We start from the raw sequence: 16003 nt of genomic DNA on the forward strand, positions 1-16003 counted from the left end.
TCCTGCCCTGTCCGGGGCAGCGCTTTCACCTCACGCCGGGAACCCGCCCAGGCGGCGCGGGCCGCCGTCGATCCGCGGCCCGGGCGGCTCGCGCAGTACGGCGCGCGCCCCCAGGACGATCGCCTCCGACTCCCCCACCAGCACCGGGTCGAGGTCGAGCCTGACCACCTCGGGCAGGTCGTCGGCCAGCCGCCCGACCCGGACCAGCAGGTCCGTGAGGGCCTCCACCGCGACCGGCGGGTAGCCGTACCCGCCCAGCAGCAGGGGCGCCGTGCGCGGCGCCCGCACCAGGTCCGCGGCGTCCTCCCTGCTGAGCGGGGCGAGCCCGTACGCCTCGTCGCGCAGCAGCCGGGCGGTGACCTCGCCCAGCCCGAACGACACGACCGCGCCGAACGCGGCGTCCTCGACGACGCCGATCACCGTCGGCACCGCGGGCTGCGGGACCATCCGCTGCACCGCGAGGGCGGCGTCCGGGCCGAGCTGCCGGGACAGCCCCTCGAACGCCTCACGCACCCCGTCGGGGCCGGTCAGGCCGAGCCGTACGGTCCCGGCGCGCTTGGCCGCCTCGGGGTCGGCGGCCTTGAGCGCCACCGGCCAGCCCAGCCGCTCCGCCGCCGCCACGGCGTGCTCCGCGGAGTCCACCCGCTCGGCCGGCCACACCCGTACCCCGTAGCAGGCGAGCAGCCCGGCGGCGTCGGTCTCGGCGGCCTCTCCCCGCAGCCCGGCCCGCACCAGCCGCCGCGCGGCGGCGGTGTCCACGCCGTCCGGCTCCTCCGGGACCCCGGCGGGCCGCTCCCGCCAGCGGGCGTACCGCACGGCGTGGGACAGCGCGCGGACCGCCTCCTCCGGCGCCGGGTACGACGGGATGGACCCCCACCCGGGCACCGGGTCCGTCCGCAGCTCCGGCGGCATGCCCGTCCGGCCCTCGAACGTGGCCAGCACCGGCTTGCCCTGGTCGCGCGAGACCCGAAGCAACTCGGCGGCGACCTCCGCGGCCGGGCCGGGGATCGGCGGCATGTAGATCACGACGACCGCGTCCACGTCCGGCAGCACCGACGCGAGGGCCCCGCCGAACTCGGCCGCCCCCGCGGCCGCGCCGAGGTTGACCGGCGGCCGGGGCTCCAGCCCGGCCCGCACGCAGGCGTCCGCCGCGAGCAGCGCCATCGCGTCGGAGTTGCTGACCAGGCCCACCCGGGGCCCGGCCGGCAGCGGCTGGTGGGCCAGCAACTGCGCCACGTCGAACTGCTGGACCAGGTCGTCCACCCGGATCACCCCCGCCTGCTCGAACAGCGAGCTGAGCGCGGTGTCGGGCAGGCCGAGCACCGGCGCGGCGTGGCCGGTCGGCACGTTCTGGGTGGCGCCGCCGCTCTTGACCACCACGATCGGCTTGCGCCGGGAGATCCGCCGGGTGAGGCGGGCGAACTTGCGGGGGTTCCCCAGCGACTCCAGGTAGAGCAGGATCACGTCGGTGGCCGGGTCCTCCTCCCAGTACTGCAGCAGGTCGTTGCCCGAGACGTCGGCCCGGTTGCCCGCCGACACGAAGGAGGAGATGCCCATGCCGCGCTGGGCCACCCGCTGCAGCAGGGCGGTGCCCAGCGCACCGGACTGGCTGAAGAAGCCGACCCGTCCCCGGCCGGGGACGGTCGCGGCGAGCGTGGCGTTCAGCCGGACCGCCGGATCGGTGTTGGCGACGCCGAGGCAGTTGGGGCCGACGACGCGCAGGCCGTACGCGCGGGCGATGCGGACCAGCTCGTCCTGTCTGGCCCGCCCCTCGGGGCCGGTCTCGCCGAACCCGGAGGAGACCACGATCAGCCCGCGCACGCCCTTCTCCGCGCACTCCTTGACCAGCTCGATCACCCCATCGGCGGGTACGGCCAGCACCGCGAGGTCCACCTCGCCGTCGATGGCCGTCACGCTGGGGTAGGCCCGCACCCCGGCGACCGCCCGGGCCTCGCGGTGCACCGGGTACACCGGTCCGGCGAAGTCGGCGGCGAGCAGGTTGCGCAGCACGGTCTGCCCGACCCCGCCGGGTTCGCGGCCGGCGCCGACGACCGCCACCGATCCCGGGGACAGCAGCCGCTCGATCGAGCGCGCCTCGGCCCGGTGCTCGCGGGCGGCGGTCACCTCCTGGGAGGTCTCGGTGGGGGTGAGGTCGAGGGTCATCCGGACCACGCCGTCGGCGAAGCGGCTCTGCGCGGTGTAGCCGGCCTGCTTGAGGACGGCCATCATCTTCTGGTTGGCCGGCAGCACGTCGGCGACGAACCGGGAGATCCCCCGCTCCAGGGCCGTCGCGGCCAGGTGCTCCAGCAGCACCGAGGCGACCCCGCGGCCCTGGTGGGCGTCCTCGACGAGGAAGGCCACCTCGGCCTCGGCCGGGTCGATCCGGTCGTAGCGGATGACCGCCACCATCTCCGTGCCGATCGTGGCGATCAGCGCCACCCGGTCGGTGTAGTCGACGTTGGTGAACCAGGCGATCTCCCGGTCCGAGAGGCGGGGTCTGGGGCCGAAGAAGCGGAAGTAGATCGACTCCTCCGACAGCCGCGAGTAGAACGCGCGCAGCAGGTCGGCGTCGGCCGGATGGATCGGGCGGACATGGGCGGTCCCGCCGTCCGACAGGACGACGTCCGCCTCCCAGTGGGCGGGGTACTGAGCAGCCTCCACAGTCCCGAGAGTAAACGTGAATCACACAAGCCGGACCTGCCGGGCGGATTCCCGCAACGCTTGTGCATCGACTGCGTCCCGCTCTCCGCTCCCGACCCCATACGCGGCCCGGAAGCTGTTAAGTTTTTCGCGGCTAGAGGCACTTCAGTATCGAAGGCAGCAAGGTGGTGACATCATGACGCGGGTGGTCGTGGTGGGCGATCTCATGACCGACGCCGTCGCGCGGGCTCGCTACCCGCTGGCCCGGGCCAGCGACACACCGGCGATCGTCACCATGCACGGCGGCGGTTCGGGCGCCAACATCTCCTCCTGGCTCGCCGTCGAGGGCGCCGAGGTCGCCTTCATCGGGCGCCGCGGGGCCGACATCACCGGCCGCAACCGCGACATGGAGCTGATGGGCTACGGCGTCGACGCCCGCCTGGTCATGGACCCCGAGCGGCCGACCGGCACGTGCGTGGTGCTCATCACCCACAAGGGTGAGCGCACCATGCTGTCCGACCCCGGGGCCAACGCCGCCCTGTCGCCCGAGGACCTGCCGCGCGACCTGTTCGTCCAGGGCGGCCACCTGCACCTGTCGGGTTACACCCTGATCAACGAGGGCTCCCGCGAGGCGGGGCTCGCCGCCCTGAAGCTGGCCGGCCGCGCCGGGATGACCGTCTCGGTCGACTGCTCCTCCTCCGCTCCCCTGGAGCGGACCGGCGCCGAGCCGTTCCTGGAGTGGACCGAGGACGCCAAGCTGCTGTTCGCCAACGCCGACCAGGCCAAGGTGCTGACCGGCCGCGACGACCCCGCCGCGGCGGCCAAGGTGCTCACCGCGTGGTTCCCCCAGGTCGTCGTCAAGCTCGCCGACGAGGGCGCCCTGTGGTACGCCAACGGCCGCGGTGAGCCGGTGAGGTGCCCGGCCGAGACGGTGGACCGCGTGGTGGACGGCACCGGCGCGGGCGACGCCTTCGTCGCCGGGTTCCTGCCCTCCTGGCTGGACAAGAAGCCTCCGGCGGAGGCGCTCGCCGCCGGCTGCCGGCTGGCCGCCAAGGCGATCTCGCACCTCGGCGCCCGCCCCCGCCTCTGACCTTTCCCGCACGGCCCGCCCCGCGACCGGCCCGTACGGCCGGGCTCCCGGTCCGGTGGCCCGGTACGGCTCGCGCCGGCCGCGGCCGGCTCCGCCGTACGCGCGGGCCGGCCGCGGGCGGGGTCAGCTCGTCACGGCGAGGGCCAGCGGCAGCACGGCCGGGGCCCCGGCGTGGCGGATCATCGCGGCGCCGAGGGTCATGCTCCAGCCCGTGTCGACGCGGTCGTCGACCAGCAGGACCGGGCCGCCCGCCTGGGCCACGGCCGCGCCGAGCGCCGAGGGCATGGCCAGGGTGGCGCGGACCGCCTGGACCCGCTGGGCGCTGTTGAACTGCCGTCCCGGCGGGCCGGAGCGGTAGCCCAGCTCGCCCAGGAAGGTCAGCCTGCCGACCTGGGCCAGCCGCTCGGCCAGGCTGCGGACGAGCAGCGGCCTGCTCGCCGAGGGCATCGCGACCACCGCCGTCGGCCGCTCGGCCCACTCCCACGACGACAGCACCTTCACCACCGCGGCGAAGACGTCGTCGGGCACCGGGCCGTCGGGGGCGTTCTCGGCCAGCATGCCGCGCAGGCGGTTGCCCCAGCCGATGTCGGTCAGCCGGCCCAGCGCCCGGCCGGTCCCGGCGCCCAGCTCCGGCTTGATCCGGCCCTTGAGGTCGGTGAGCCCGGTCGGCCACTGCCTGCGCGGCTCGATCTCCACGCCGGGCCGGTGCAGGGTCTCCGCCGCCCGCTCCACCGCCTCCGCGGCCACCTCGGGCGAGCGGTGCGCGCCGGTGCAGTTGTCGCAGCGGCCGCAGGGCGCGGCGGTGTCGTCGTCCAGGCAGCGGCGCAGGAACACCTCGCGGCACTCGGTGGTGCCGAGGTATTCGAGCATGGCCTTCTGCTCGGCCTCGCGGGCCGCGGCCACCCGGGCGTAGCGGTCGGCGTCGTAGTGCCACGGCTCGCCGGTGGCCTCCCATCCGCCCCTGACCCGGCGCACCGCGCCGTCCACGTCGAGGACCTTGAGCATGGTCTCCAGGCGGCTGCGGCTGAGGTCGACGCGGTTCTCCAGCGCGGCCGTGGACAGCACGCCGCCCTCTTCCAGGGCCGCCAGCACGGCCCGAACGACCGGCTCCGGGGGGAACGCCAGGGAGGCGAAGTAGGCCCAGATCTCACGGTCCTCGGGGCCGGGCAGCAGGATCACCTCGGCCCGCTCGACCCCGCGGCCGGCCCGGCCGACCTGCTGGTAGTAGGCGACGGGCGACTGGGGCGCTCCGACGTGGACGACGAAGCCGAGGTCGGGCTTGTCGTATCCCATGCCGAGCGCGGAGGTGGCGACCAGCGCCTTGACCTTGTTGTCCAGCAGGGCCTGCTCGGCGGCCAGCCGCTCGGCCTGCTCGGTCTGCCCGGAGTAGGCGATCACCTCGTGGCCCTGCCCGCGGAGGTAGGCGGCGATCTCCTGGGCCGCGGCCACGGTGAGGGTGTAGACGATGCCCGAGCCCGGCAGCTCGTGCAGCGTCTGCGCGAGCCAGGCCATGCGCTCCTCGGCGCCGCGCAGCCGTACGACGCTCAGGTGGAGGCTCTCGCGCTCCAGCGGGCCGCGCAGGACGAGGGTCTCCTCGCCGAGCTGCTCGGCGACGTCGCGGGTGACGCGGGCGTTGGCGGTGGCGGTGGTGGCCAGGACCGGCACGCCCTCCGGCAGCCCCTCGAACAGCGTGCGCAGCCTGCGGTAGTCGGGGCGGAAGTCGTGTCCCCAGTCGGAGATGCAGTGCGCCTCGTCCACCACGACCAGGCCGGCGCTCTCGGCCAGCTCGGGCAGGACCTGGTCGCGGAACTCGGGGTTGTTGAGCCGCTCGGGGCTGACCAGCAGCACGTCGACCATGCCCTCGGCGACCTGGCCGTAGACCTGCTCCCACTCCTCGGGGTTGGCGGAGTTGACGGTGACGGCGTGGATCCCGGCGCGCTCGGCGGCGGCGATCTGGTTGCGCATCAGGGCCAGCAGCGGCGAGACGATGACGGTCGGCCCCTCGCCCAGCTCGCGCAGCAGGGCGGTGGCGACGAAGTAGACCGCCGACTTGCCCCAGCCGGTGCGCTGCACCACGAGCGCCCGGCCGCGGTCCATCACCAGCGTCTTTATGGCCGACCACTGGTCCTCGCGCAGCCGGGCGTGCTCACCGGCCAGCGCCCGCAGCCGTTCCTCGGCCTCTTCGCGCAGCATCTGCTCTTCGCTCACGGCTCATTGCTACCAGTTCCGGCGGACTGTTTTCCGCATCACCGGGATCTCCCGGGTTCCTCCTGCGGCGGACCGGCGACCCCCGCGGCGTGGTTGGATTCAGGCATCATGGACGTGACCACCTGGTACCTCGAACAGACCTCCCCCTCCGACCTGATCCCGGCCCGGCCCCCGGCGATCGGGCTGGACATCGCACTCGCCGAGGTGCCCTCCCCCGAGTTCAGCCGGTTCCTGTACACGGCGGTGGGCGGCGACTGGCACTGGAGCGAACGGCTCCCGTGGACCTGGCAGCAGTGGGCCGACTGGCTGGCGGGCGGGGTGGAGACCTGGGTGGCCTACCACCGCGGCACCCCGGCGGGCTACGTGGAGCTCCTGCCCTGCGACGACGGGGCGGTGGAGATCACCTCCTTCGGCCTGCTGCCGTGGGCGATCGGCAGGGGCGCCGGCGGGCGCCTGCTGGAGGTCGGCACGGCCCGCGCCTGGGACATCGCCGACCGCAGGCCGAGTCTCGCGCCGACCCGGCGGGTGTGGCTGCACACCTGCTCCCTCGACGGCTCCGCCGCGCTGCCCAACTATCAGGCGCGGGGGTTCCGGGTCTACGACACGAAGGTCAACGTCCCGGAGGACGCCTACGACGGCCCGCCGGCCGGCGTGTGGCCCGGGGCGGGGGCGCGGCCGTACGGAGGCTCGGAGGCCGCCCCGGAGCACGGGTAGGACCCTGCCGCCCCCTGGACGGGGAGGGCGGGCCCACGGGGCGCTCCGGGCCGCGGACGGGGTGCCGGGGCCGCTCCCGGACGTTTCCGGCCGCGACCGGCGCGCCCGCCGCGCCCGGCGGCGCGCACGGGCGTCCGGAAGTGTCACCGGGCGTGAGTATGGTAACGAGACGCGGAACGGCCACCGGCGCCGTCCGCACGCCCCGCGCACCGCCCGAGCCCTTCCCGGGCGCGCCGGGGCCGGCGGTTGTGACACCACGAAGACGAGGAAGACGACAAGGAGGACGCGCTTCCCTCTCGGCCCCCGGGCCGAGGTGCCCGCGCGAGGAGAATCTGATGGCCCGACGGACGACCACACCCCCGACTGAGGATTTCGAGGAGCGGATCGTCGACATCGACGTGTCCGCCGAGATGCGCACCAGCTTCCTCGAATACGCGTACTCGGTCATCTACCAGCGCGCGCTGCCCGACGCCAGGGACGGCCTCAAGCCCGTCCAGCGGCGCATCCTCTACTCGATGAGCGAGATGGGCCTGCGGCCCGACCGGGGACACGTCAAGTCGTCGCGGGTCGTCGGCGACGTGATGGGCAAGCTGCACCCGCACGGCGACACGGCCATCTACGACGCGCTGGTCCGCATGGCGCAGCCGTTCTCCATGCGGCTGCCGCTGGTCGACGGGCACGGCAACTTCGGCTCCCCCGACGACCTGCCCGCCGCGATGCGCTACACCGAGGCCCGCCTGGCCTCCGCGGCCATGGCCATGGTGCAGTCGATCGACGAGGACACCGTCGACTTCAAGCCCAACTACGACGGCCAGGAGACCGAGCCCACGGTCATGCCGTCGGCGTTCCCGAACCTCCTGGTCAACGGCGCCACCGGCATCGCGGTCGGCATGGCGACCAACATGGCGCCGCACAACCTCGTCGAGGTCGTCGCCGCCGCCCGGCACCTGATCAAGAAGCCGGACGCCACGCTCGACGACCTGATGCGGTTCGTCCCGGGCCCCGACCTGCCGACCGGCGGCATCATCATCGGCCTGGACGGCGTCCGCGACGCCTACGCCCGCGGGCGCGGCACCTTCCGGATGCGCGCCAAGTGCGTCGTCGAGCAGGTCAGCCCCCGCCGCAAGGGCATCGTCGTCACCGAGCTGCCGTTCAACGTCGGCCCCGAGCGGGTCGTCACCAAGATCCGGGAGCTGGTGACGGCCAAGAAGCTCCAGGGCATCTCCGACCTGAAGGACCTCAGCGACCGCCACAAGGGCCTGAGGCTGATCATCGAGATCAAGAACGGCTTCATCCCCGAGGCCGTGCTGGAGGAGCTCTACCGCCTCACCCCGATGGAGGAGAGCTTCGGCATCAACAACGTGGCGCTGGTCGACGGCCAGCCGCGTACGCTGGGCCTGCGCGAGCTGCTCCAGGTGTACGTCGACCACCGCCTCGACGTGGTCCGCCGCCGCTCGGCCCACCGCCGCCGCAAGCGCGAGGAGCGCCTGCACCTCGTCGACGGCCTCATCGTCGCGCTGCTCAGCATCGACGAGGTCATCCAGGTCATCCGTTCCTCCGACGACTCGGCCCAGGCCCGCGCCCGGCTGATGGAGATCTTCGACCTGTCGGAGATCCAGGCCGCCTACATCCTCGACACCCCGCTGCGCCGGCTGACCCGCTACGACAAGCTGGAGCTCGACCGGGAGAAGGAGACGCTGCAGGCGGAGATCGCCGAGCTGACCGAGATCCTGTCCTCCGACACCCGGCTGCGCAAGGTCGTCTCCGACGAGCTGGCCCAGGTCGCCAAGACCTTCGGCACGCCGCGCCGCACGGTCCTGCTGGAGTCCTCCGGCGTCACCAGGAACGCCGCGGTGACCCTGGAGGTCGCCGATGACCCGTGCCTGGTCCTGTTCTCCTCCACCGGCCTGCTGGCCCGCACGACCGACGCCTCCCCGCTGCCGGCCGGCGGCGAGCGGTCGGCGCACGACGTGCTGGTGTCGGTGGTGCGCAGCACGGTCAGGGGCGAGGTCGGAGCGGTCACCAGCGAGGGCCGGTTGATCCGCGTCCAGGTCGTCGACCTGCCGACGCTGCCCCCGACGGCCGACCCGCCCTCGTTGTCCGGCGGCCACCCGGTTTCGGAGTACGTCAGCCTCTCCCCCGGGGAGACGGTCGTCGGCATCGGCTCGCTCGACCCCGACGGCCCCGGCCTGGCGCTGGGCACCGTGCAGGGAGTGGTCAAGCGGGTCGTCCCCGACTATCCGGCCAACCGCGACGAGTTCGAGGTGATCGGGCTCAAGGAGGGTGACCGGGTGGTGGGCGCCGCGGAGCTGACCTCCGAGGACCACGACCTGGTGTTCATCACCTCCGACGCGCAGCTGCTGCGCTACCCGGCGACCAGCGTCCGCCCGCAGGGCCGCCCGGCCGGCGGCATGGCGGGCATCCGGCTGGACGGCGGCGCCTCGGTGATCTGGTTCGGTGTGGTCGACCCCGCGCGCGAGTCCAGGGTGGTGACGATCGCGGGGTCCTCGACCGCCCTGCCCGGCACCCAGGTCGGCGGCGCCAAGATCTCCGACTACGCCGAATACCCGGCCAAGGGCCGCGCCACCGGAGGCGTCCGGGCGCAGCGCTTCCTGAAGGGCGAGGACGTGCTGCTGCTCGCCTGGGCGGGCCCGGCGCCGGTCCGCGCGGCCTCGGCCGTCGGCAAGCCCGTCCCGCTGCCCGAGGAGCTGGGCCGCCGCGACGGCTCGGGGCTGCGCCTCACCCACACGGTGGCGGCCGTGGGCGGACCGCTCGGCCCCACGTCCGGCGCGCCGGACGACACGCCGGACGACCCGCCGGGTGGGACCTCCGGCGCCGGGCAGGTCCCCGCGCCGACGCCCGCGCGGGACTGACGTCCGCCCGAAGGCCACCGTACGGCCGGGCGCGGGACCCAGGACTCCGCGCCCGCCGGTCCGGGACGCCGATGCCGCGTAGAGCCCTCCTCCCCGCCCGGGGAGGAGGGCTCCGCCGTAGGTACCGCCGCGGTCGTCGGCGGGGCGTACGGCGGGCGTCACGGCCCAGCCGGGCCCCGCGGCGCGACCGCGCCGGGCGGGAGGGCTGACGGCGGCGTCAGACCAGGCAGAGGCAGAAGGGGTGCCCGGCGGGATCGAGGAACACCCGGAAGTCGTCGTCCTCGGCGTCGGGCTGGTGGGAGTGCTTGACCGCGCCCAGCGCGAGCGTCCTGGCCTCGGCCTCGTCCAGGTCGTCCACGGCCAGGTCCAGATGGAATTGCTGGGGAAGCTCGGAATCGGGCCAGCTGGGCGGCCGGTGGTCGGGGGCCAGCTGGAAGCAGAGGCGCCCGCCCGACTCCCCGTCGGTGAGCGTCACCCAGTCGTCCTCCACATTGGTGATCTTCCAGTCCAGAAGCGCGCCGTAGAAGTCGGCGAGACCCTTCGGGTCGGGGCAGTCGATGACCACCGACCGCATTCTCGCTATCGCCATGAGCTCTCCTAACAGGGAATGTCGGCCTGGGGCGCGATGCCCGGGGCACGGCCGCCGCTGCCTCCCCCGCTTCCCCGCGGTGACGGCGCAAACCCCGCCGGGCGCGGCGGCGGACCGTGGAGCCGCTCAGACCGGTGCCTCCTGCAGGGCCAGACCGATTCTCGTCAGCAGCTCCTGCGGGTCGCCCGACTCCCAGGAGCGCACGATCCGGGCGACCCGCTCACCGGGCCGGAACTCCTCCCGCCCCGACGGACCGAAGCAGCCCGCGCCGACGAGGACGGCGATCAGGGGGTCGTCGTCACCGAGCGACCGGGTGTGGACCGCGGCGTCGAGCAGCGCGAGCGCCGAGCGCGCGTTACGCCCCCCGTCGCGGACCTCCACCCGGTCCAGTTTCCGCCTGCCCTCGGCACGCAGATAGTCGGCCAGGGACTCGATCCTGCTCATGAACAGCTCCAGCCTTCCGCACGCGATGTCACAGAACAATCACGCACAGTCAACCATGCCTGTGGGATCTCCATGAAGTCGGCGCGGACGCCACCCCGGAAACTTCGATGAAAAGGACATGCAGGATCATTGGCTCATCGACCGACGACCAGAGGGGGTTCAATGCCGCACGGGTTTTCCGGGGGCGTCTTCGACGATCTACTGGCGGCCAACGAGAGGTTCTCGGCCACGTTCACGGACTCCGAGCTGACCGGCAGGGCCGCCCGCGGGCTGGCGGTGGTCACCTGCATGGACTCCCGTATCGACCCGCTGGGGGTCTTCGGGCTCAAGCCCGGTGACGCCAAGATCCTGCGTAACGCCGGGGCGCGGGTCACCGACGACGTCCTGCGCACGCTGGTGCTGGCCGTCTACCTGCTCGGGGTGAACCGGGTGCTCGTCATGCCGCACACCGACTGCGGCATGGCCAAGGCGACCGACGAGGACGTGCACCAGCTCGCCGCCCGGCAGGGCGTCGACACCAGGAGCCTGGAGTTCCACACCGTCCCCGACCAGGACGCCGCCCTGCGCCACGACCTGACCCGGATCAGGACCAGCCCGTTCCTTCCGGCGGACCTTGCCGTCGGGGGCGCCATCTACGACGTGCGCACCGGGAAGCTCGCGCCCGTCGCGGACGTCACCCCCTGAGGAGATTCGCCCGCCTGAGGCGGCCGCCGCCGTCGGCGCGGAGCGGCCCGTGACGCTCCGGTACGGCCCGCGGGCCGTACCGGAGCCGGATGACGGCACGCACCGGACATGGGGCCCGGTGGCGGCGCGCGGCGGCTCCTTCCGGCCGACGGGGCGGAAAGAAAAACGACACGCCCGGGCGTGTCCCGGGCGCCTCTGACGTCTTCGGGCGTTCGGGGCGCCCGAAGCGTTCGGAGCGTCTCAGACGCCTCAGGCGCCTCAGGCGTCGATGTGGTCGCGGTCGACCTCGGCGGCGCTGCCCACGATGAACTCCCGGCGCGGAGCCACGTCGCTGCCCATCAGGAGGGCGAAGATGCGCTCGGCCTCCTCGACGTGCTCGATCCGCACCCGGCGCAGGGTGCGGTGGCGGGGCTCCATGGTGGTCTCGGCGAGCTGGTCGGCGTCCATCTCACCGAGGCCCTTGTAGCGCTGCACCGGGTCCTTCCAGCGCTTGCCGCGGCGCTCCAGGTCGCGCAGGACCTTCTGCAGCTCGGCGTCGGAGTAGCAGTAGACGTACTTGCTCTGCCCCCGGCCGGGGTTGGTGATCTCGATCCGGTGCAGCGGCGGGACGGCCGCGAAGACCCGGCCGGCCTCGACCATCGGCCGCATGTAGCGGTGGAACAGGGTCAGCAGCAGGCAGCGGATGTGGGCGCCGTCGACGTCGGCGTCGGCCATGAGGATGACCTTGCCGTACCGTGCGGCCTCGATGTCGAACGAACGGCCCGAGCCCGCGCCGATGACCTGGATGATCGCGGCGCACTCGGCGTTCTTCAGCATGTCGGCGACGGACGCCTTCTGCACGTTCAGGATCTTGCCGCGGATCGGCAGCAGCGCCTGGAACTCCGAGTCGCGGGCGGCACGGGCGGTGCCCAGCGCCGAGTCGCCCTCGACGATGAACAGCTCGGTGCGGTCGACGTCGTCACTGCGGCAGTCGACCAGCTTGGCGGGGAGCGCCGAGTTCTCCAGGGCGGTCTTGCGCCGCTGGTTGTCGCGGTGCTCGCGGGCGGCGATGCGCGCCTTGGCGGCCGCGACGATCTTCTCCAGGACCGCCCGCATCTGCTGCTTGGCGCGGCGCGGCGGGTCGCCGAACAGCTCCTTGAGCTCACGGGAGACGACGTGCGCGACGATCCGGGAGGCCGCGGCGGTGCCGAGGACCTCCTTGGTCTGCCCCTCGAACTGGGGCTCGGGCACCCGGACGGTCACCACGGCGGTGAGACCCTCCATGATGTCCTCGCGGGTGACCGGTGCGTCGCCGTTCTTCAGCAGGCGGGTCTCGCGGAGCTGCTCGTTGAGCGTGCGGACCAGCGCCCGCTCGAACCCGTTGACGTGGGTGCCGCCCTTGGGGGTGGCGATCACGTTGACGAACGACCGGACGGTGTTGTCGTAGCCCTTGCCCCAGCGCAGCGCCACGTCCACGGTCAGCTCGCGCTGGATCTCGGTGGGGGTCATGTGGCCCAGGTCGTCGAGGACCGGCACGGTCTCGTGGAAGTGGCCGACGCCCTGAACCCGCAGCACCTCGCAGATCGCCTCGTCGCGGGCGAGGAACTCGGTGAACTCCGAGATGCCGCCGTCGAAGCGGAACTCCTCCTCGGCCGGCTCCTCGCCGCGGCTGTCGCGCACGGACAGGGTCAGGCCGGGGACCAGGAAGGCGGTCTGGCGGAGGCGGACGTGGATCTCGTCGAGGGAGACCTCGGCCTCGGGCAGGAAGATCTGGCGGTCGGCCCAGAAGCGGACGCGCGTGCCGGTGACCTTGCGGGCGACCGTGCCGGTCTCGCGCAGGCCGGACTTCTTCTTGAACTTGGCGGTGGGCCCGTCGCCGTCGAAGACGCCGGGGACGCCGCGGCGGAAGCTGATCGCGTGGGTCGTGCCGTACCGGTCGACCTCGATGTCGAGCCGGGAGGACAGGGCGTTGACCACGGAGGCGCCGACGCCGTGCAGACCGCCCGACGCGGCGTAGGAGCCGCCGCCGAACTTCCCGCCGGCGTGCAGCTTGGTGTAGACCAGCTCGACTCCGGCGAGGCCGGTCTTGGGCTCGATGTCCACCGGGATGCCGCGGCCGTTGTCGCGGACCTCGATCGACCCGTCGGGGTGGAGCTCGACCTCGATGCGGGTGCAGTGTCCCGCCAGGGCCTCGTCCACGCCGTTGTCGACGATCTCCCAGAGACAGTGCATGAGGCCGCGGCTGTCGGTGGACCCGATGTACATGCCCGGGCGCTTGCGGACGGCCTCAAGGCCCTCGAGCACCGACAGATGACGAGCGGTATAAGCCGTCTCCGTACTGACCGCGGTCACACCCACTCCACTTCGCTCGAACACGTGTGCGCAGCCTACCGTCCTTCCCGCCGCGCCGGGTACAAGCTTGCCATCGAGAAGGCTCCGGCGTTACCTCCGGTGTGATCTCTCTTACCTCGGGGCGCTTTCCGCTCTGGGCGTAGCGGGGGGCCGGTTGGGAACGTTCGCATCGGGTTAGATGTTCTCTCAAGTGACTGACGCCAGATCCCTCCACTCGGGGATGACCTGAAAGGCGATACGTGACTGGAATTCTCGCCCCCACCAAGCAGCTGACGGCCGCGGACCGTTGCGACCGGTGCGGCGCACAGGCCTACATCCGCGCGACCCTGCCCGCGGGCGGAGAGCTGCTGTTCTGCGCCCACCACGGGCGTCAGCACGTGGCCGTGCTGCGCGACAAGGGCGCCGACATCCAGGACGAGTCGGCGCGCCTCAGCGACACCTCTGCGACCGCGAAAGACGACGAACGCTAGAAGCCGACGGGAGCCGGTAGTGATATCGCCCCACCACGGCGCCCTCCCACCGCCCGCCCGGCGGCCGGGTCAGGCGTCCGGCTCTGGCTTGATCCGATATATCCACCGCGCCGCCCTCCCCCGGCCCCACCGGGGCGGGGAACGCGCTCTCACCCGTCCATGGCCGTGGCATCACGCACGTGATGTCACGGCCATACGGTGACCCACCCCTCACACCCATAGGCGTCCGGCCCACTACGCTCGGCGTCTGTGCTGATTCTGCTGCCGCCGTCGGAGGGGAAGGCCGAGCCCGCCGACGGCCCCGCCCTCGACCCGTCCCGGCTGAGCTTCCCGTCGCTGAACCCGTCGCGGGAGGCCGTCCTGTCCGCGCTCGTCACCCTGTGCGAGGGTCCCCGGGCGCAGGCGGTACTGGGTCTGTCGCCGGGACTGCTCGGCGAGATCGGCAAGAATCTCCTGCTGCGGACCGCGCCCACGCTGCCGGCCGCCGAGCTCTACACCGGCGTGCTCTACGACAATCTCGGCCTCGCCACGTTGTCCCCCGGGGCCGCGGACCGGGCGGCCCGGAGCCTGGTGATCTTCTCCGGCCTGTGGGGCCTGCTGCGGCCCGCCGACCGGATCCCGTCCTACCGGCTGTCCATGGGCGTGCGACTGCCGCCGCTCGGCGGCCTCGCGGCCTGGTGGCGCCGCCCGGTGACCCCGCTCCTCGACGCCGAACCCGGCCTGGTCGTCGACCTCCGCTCCGGCACCTACGCGCCGGCCTGGCGTCCGGGTGGCCGGGCGGTCGCGGTGCGGGTGCTCAGGAACGGCAGGGTCATCAGCCACATGGCGAAGGCCACCCGGGGCGCGGTCGCCCGCTCGCTGCTGGAGTCGGGCGACGACCCGGGGACGCCGGAGGAGCTGGTGAAGGTGCTGGACGGCATGGGCCACGACGTGGTGCTCGGCCCCGAACCGGCCGCCGGACGGCCGTGGGTCCTCGACGTCGCCGCACACGACGGGGCCTGACGCACTCACACCCGCGCCATCCGCCATCCGCTGTCCGCTGTCCGCTGTCCGCTGTCCGCTGTCCCACGAGACGACGGGCCCGTGACACGGCGAGGAGGCTCGCGGCACGAGAGTCCTGACGCACTCACACCCGCGCCGGTCCGCCGTACGGCCATTCCACGAGACGACCGTTCCGACAGATTCCAGCAGGTTCCGGCAGGTTCCGGCAGGTTCCGGCAGGTTCCGACACGACGAGGGGGCCCACGCCGTACGGCGTGGGCCCCCTCGCGTCGGTCTTCCGGCCGGGTCAGTCGAGGTAGTCGCGCAGGACCTGCGACCGGGACGGGTGGCGCAGCTTCGACATGGTCTTGGACTCGATCTGCCGGATGCGCTCGCGCGTCACGCCGTAGACCTTGCCGATCTCGTCGAGCGTCTTGGGCTGGCCGTCGGTCAGGCCGAACCGCATGGACACCACGCCCGCCTCGCGCTCCGACAGCGTGTCGAGCACCGAGTGCAGCTGCTCCTGCAGGAGCGTGAAGCTGACCGCGTCGGCCGGGACGATCGCCTCGGAGTCCTCGATGAGGTCACCGAACTCGCTGTCGCCCTCCTCACCCAGGGGGGTGTGCAGGGAGATCGGCTCGCGGCCGTACTTCTGGACCTCGACGACCTTCTCGGGGGTCATGTCGAGCTCGCGGGCCAGCTCCTCGGGCGTGGGCTCACGGCCGAGGTCCTGCAGCATCTGCCGCTGCACGCGGGCCAGCTTGTTGATCACTTCGACCATGTGGACCGGGATGCGGATGGTCCGCGCCTGGTCGGCCATGGCCCGGGTGATCGCCTGCCGGATCCACCAGGTGGCGTACGTGGAGAACTTGTAGCCCTTGGTGTAGTCGAACTTCTCCACCGCGCGGATCAGGCCGAGGTTGCCCTCCTGGATGAGGTCCAGGAACAGCATGCCGCGGCCGGTGTAGCGCTTGGCCAG

The 16003-nt window shown here is 73.0% G+C and carries 12 protein-coding genes; 6 read left to right on the top strand and 6 right to left on the bottom strand.

Features of this window, described 5'->3' with window-relative positions; translation table 11 throughout:
- Positions 1 to 30: 30 nt before the first annotated feature.
- Positions 31 to 2661 carry a bifunctional acetate--CoA ligase family protein/GNAT family N-acetyltransferase gene (locus IEZ10_RS06575; protein ID WP_189245532.1) on the bottom strand — a complete coding sequence of 877 codons (2631 nt, stop codon included), beginning with the start codon at positions 2659 to 2661 and terminating at the stop codon, positions 31 to 33.
- Between the two features lie 175 nt (positions 2662 to 2836).
- Here IEZ10_RS06575 and IEZ10_RS06580 point away from each other — a divergent pair, with 175 nt between their 5' ends.
- A complete protein-coding gene (locus IEZ10_RS06580) occupies positions 2837 to 3730 on the top strand; it encodes a carbohydrate kinase family protein (protein WP_189245533.1) in 894 nt (297 codons plus the stop codon).
- Between the two features lie 123 nt (positions 3731 to 3853).
- Here the strand turns inward: IEZ10_RS06580 and IEZ10_RS06585 are convergent, their stop codons facing one another.
- A complete protein-coding gene (locus IEZ10_RS06585; protein ID WP_189245730.1) occupies positions 3854 to 5923 on the bottom strand; it encodes a RecQ family ATP-dependent DNA helicase in 2070 nt (689 codons plus the stop codon).
- Positions 5924 to 6046: 123 nt separating this feature from the next.
- Between IEZ10_RS06585 and IEZ10_RS06590 the strand changes: the two genes are divergently transcribed.
- Both IEZ10_RS06590 and IEZ10_RS06595 read left to right on the top strand, forming a co-directional pair.
- Entirely contained in the window at positions 6047 to 6652 is a 606-nt protein-coding gene (locus IEZ10_RS06590) for a GNAT family N-acetyltransferase (RefSeq protein ID WP_189245534.1), read from the top strand.
- 335 nt (positions 6653 to 6987) lie between these two features.
- Complete coding sequence (locus IEZ10_RS06595; protein WP_189245535.1) at positions 6988 to 9525, top strand: DNA gyrase/topoisomerase IV subunit A; 2538 nt, start codon at positions 6988 to 6990, stop codon at positions 9523 to 9525.
- 217 nt (positions 9526 to 9742) lie between these two features.
- On the opposite strand, the gene IEZ10_RS06600 is transcribed toward IEZ10_RS06595, so the two are convergent.
- Entirely contained in the window at positions 9743 to 10114 is a 372-nt protein-coding gene (locus tag IEZ10_RS06600; protein ID WP_189245536.1) for a VOC family protein, read from the bottom strand.
- 126 nt (positions 10115 to 10240) lie between these two features.
- Positions 10241 to 10558: a hypothetical protein gene (locus tag IEZ10_RS06605; RefSeq protein ID WP_189245537.1), complete on the bottom strand. Its 318-nt coding sequence runs from the start codon at positions 10556 to 10558 to the stop codon at positions 10241 to 10243.
- Positions 10559 to 10720: 162 nt separating this feature from the next.
- Here IEZ10_RS06605 and IEZ10_RS06610 point away from each other — a divergent pair, with 162 nt between their 5' ends.
- Positions 10721 to 11242: a beta-class carbonic anhydrase gene (locus tag IEZ10_RS06610; protein WP_189245538.1), complete on the top strand. Its 522-nt coding sequence runs from the start codon at positions 10721 to 10723 to the stop codon at positions 11240 to 11242.
- A gap of 258 nt (positions 11243 to 11500) precedes the next feature.
- Here IEZ10_RS06610 and IEZ10_RS06615 read toward each other — a convergent pair whose 3' ends face one another.
- On the bottom strand, positions 11501 to 13573 hold the full coding sequence (locus tag IEZ10_RS06615; protein ID WP_189245539.1) for a DNA gyrase/topoisomerase IV subunit B: 2073 nt from the start codon (positions 13571 to 13573) through the stop codon (positions 11501 to 11503).
- A 239-nt stretch (positions 13574 to 13812) separates the two neighbouring features.
- On the opposite strand from IEZ10_RS06615, the gene IEZ10_RS06620 reads away from it, so the two are divergent.
- The gene (locus tag IEZ10_RS06620; RefSeq protein ID WP_189245540.1) at positions 13813 to 14043 is read left to right on the top strand and encodes a DUF7455 domain-containing protein; all 231 of its coding nucleotides are present in this window, start codon (positions 13813 to 13815) and stop codon (positions 14041 to 14043) included.
- 249 nt (positions 14044 to 14292) lie between these two features.
- Positions 14293 to 15045 carry a YaaA family protein gene (locus IEZ10_RS06625; protein ID WP_189245541.1) on the top strand — a complete coding sequence of 251 codons (753 nt, stop codon included), beginning with the start codon at positions 14293 to 14295 and terminating at the stop codon, positions 15043 to 15045.
- 286 nt (positions 15046 to 15331) lie between these two features.
- Here IEZ10_RS06625 and IEZ10_RS06630 read toward each other — a convergent pair.
- Positions 15332 to 16003: RNA polymerase sigma factor (locus IEZ10_RS06630; protein ID WP_189245542.1), on the bottom strand; the 672-nt coding region annotated here is incomplete at its 5' end.

Source organism: Streptosporangium pseudovulgare (assembly GCF_014648055.1).
GTDB classification, from domain to species: domain Bacteria; phylum Actinomycetota; class Actinomycetes; order Streptosporangiales; family Streptosporangiaceae; genus Streptosporangium; species Streptosporangium pseudovulgare.

Coding starts and splice junctions, on each gene's coding strand:
- IEZ10_RS06595 (WP_189245535.1), top strand. CDS start 6,988: ATGGCCCGACGGACGACCACACCCCCGACTGAGGATTTCGAGGAGCGG.
- IEZ10_RS06580 (WP_189245533.1), top strand. CDS start 2,837: ATGACGCGGGTGGTCGTGGTGGGCGATCTCATGACCGACGCCGTCGCG.
- IEZ10_RS06600 (WP_189245536.1), bottom strand. CDS start 10,114: ATGGCGATAGCGAGAATGCGGTCGGTGGTCATCGACTGCCCCGACCCG.
- IEZ10_RS06605 (WP_189245537.1), bottom strand. CDS start 10,558: ATGAGCAGGATCGAGTCCCTGGCCGACTATCTGCGTGCCGAGGGCAGG.
- IEZ10_RS06590 (WP_189245534.1), top strand. CDS start 6,047: ATGGACGTGACCACCTGGTACCTCGAACAGACCTCCCCCTCCGACCTG.
- IEZ10_RS06585 (WP_189245730.1), bottom strand. CDS start 5,923: ATGCTGCGCGAAGAGGCCGAGGAACGGCTGCGGGCGCTGGCCGGTGAG.
- IEZ10_RS06610 (WP_189245538.1), top strand. CDS start 10,721: ATGCCGCACGGGTTTTCCGGGGGCGTCTTCGACGATCTACTGGCGGCC.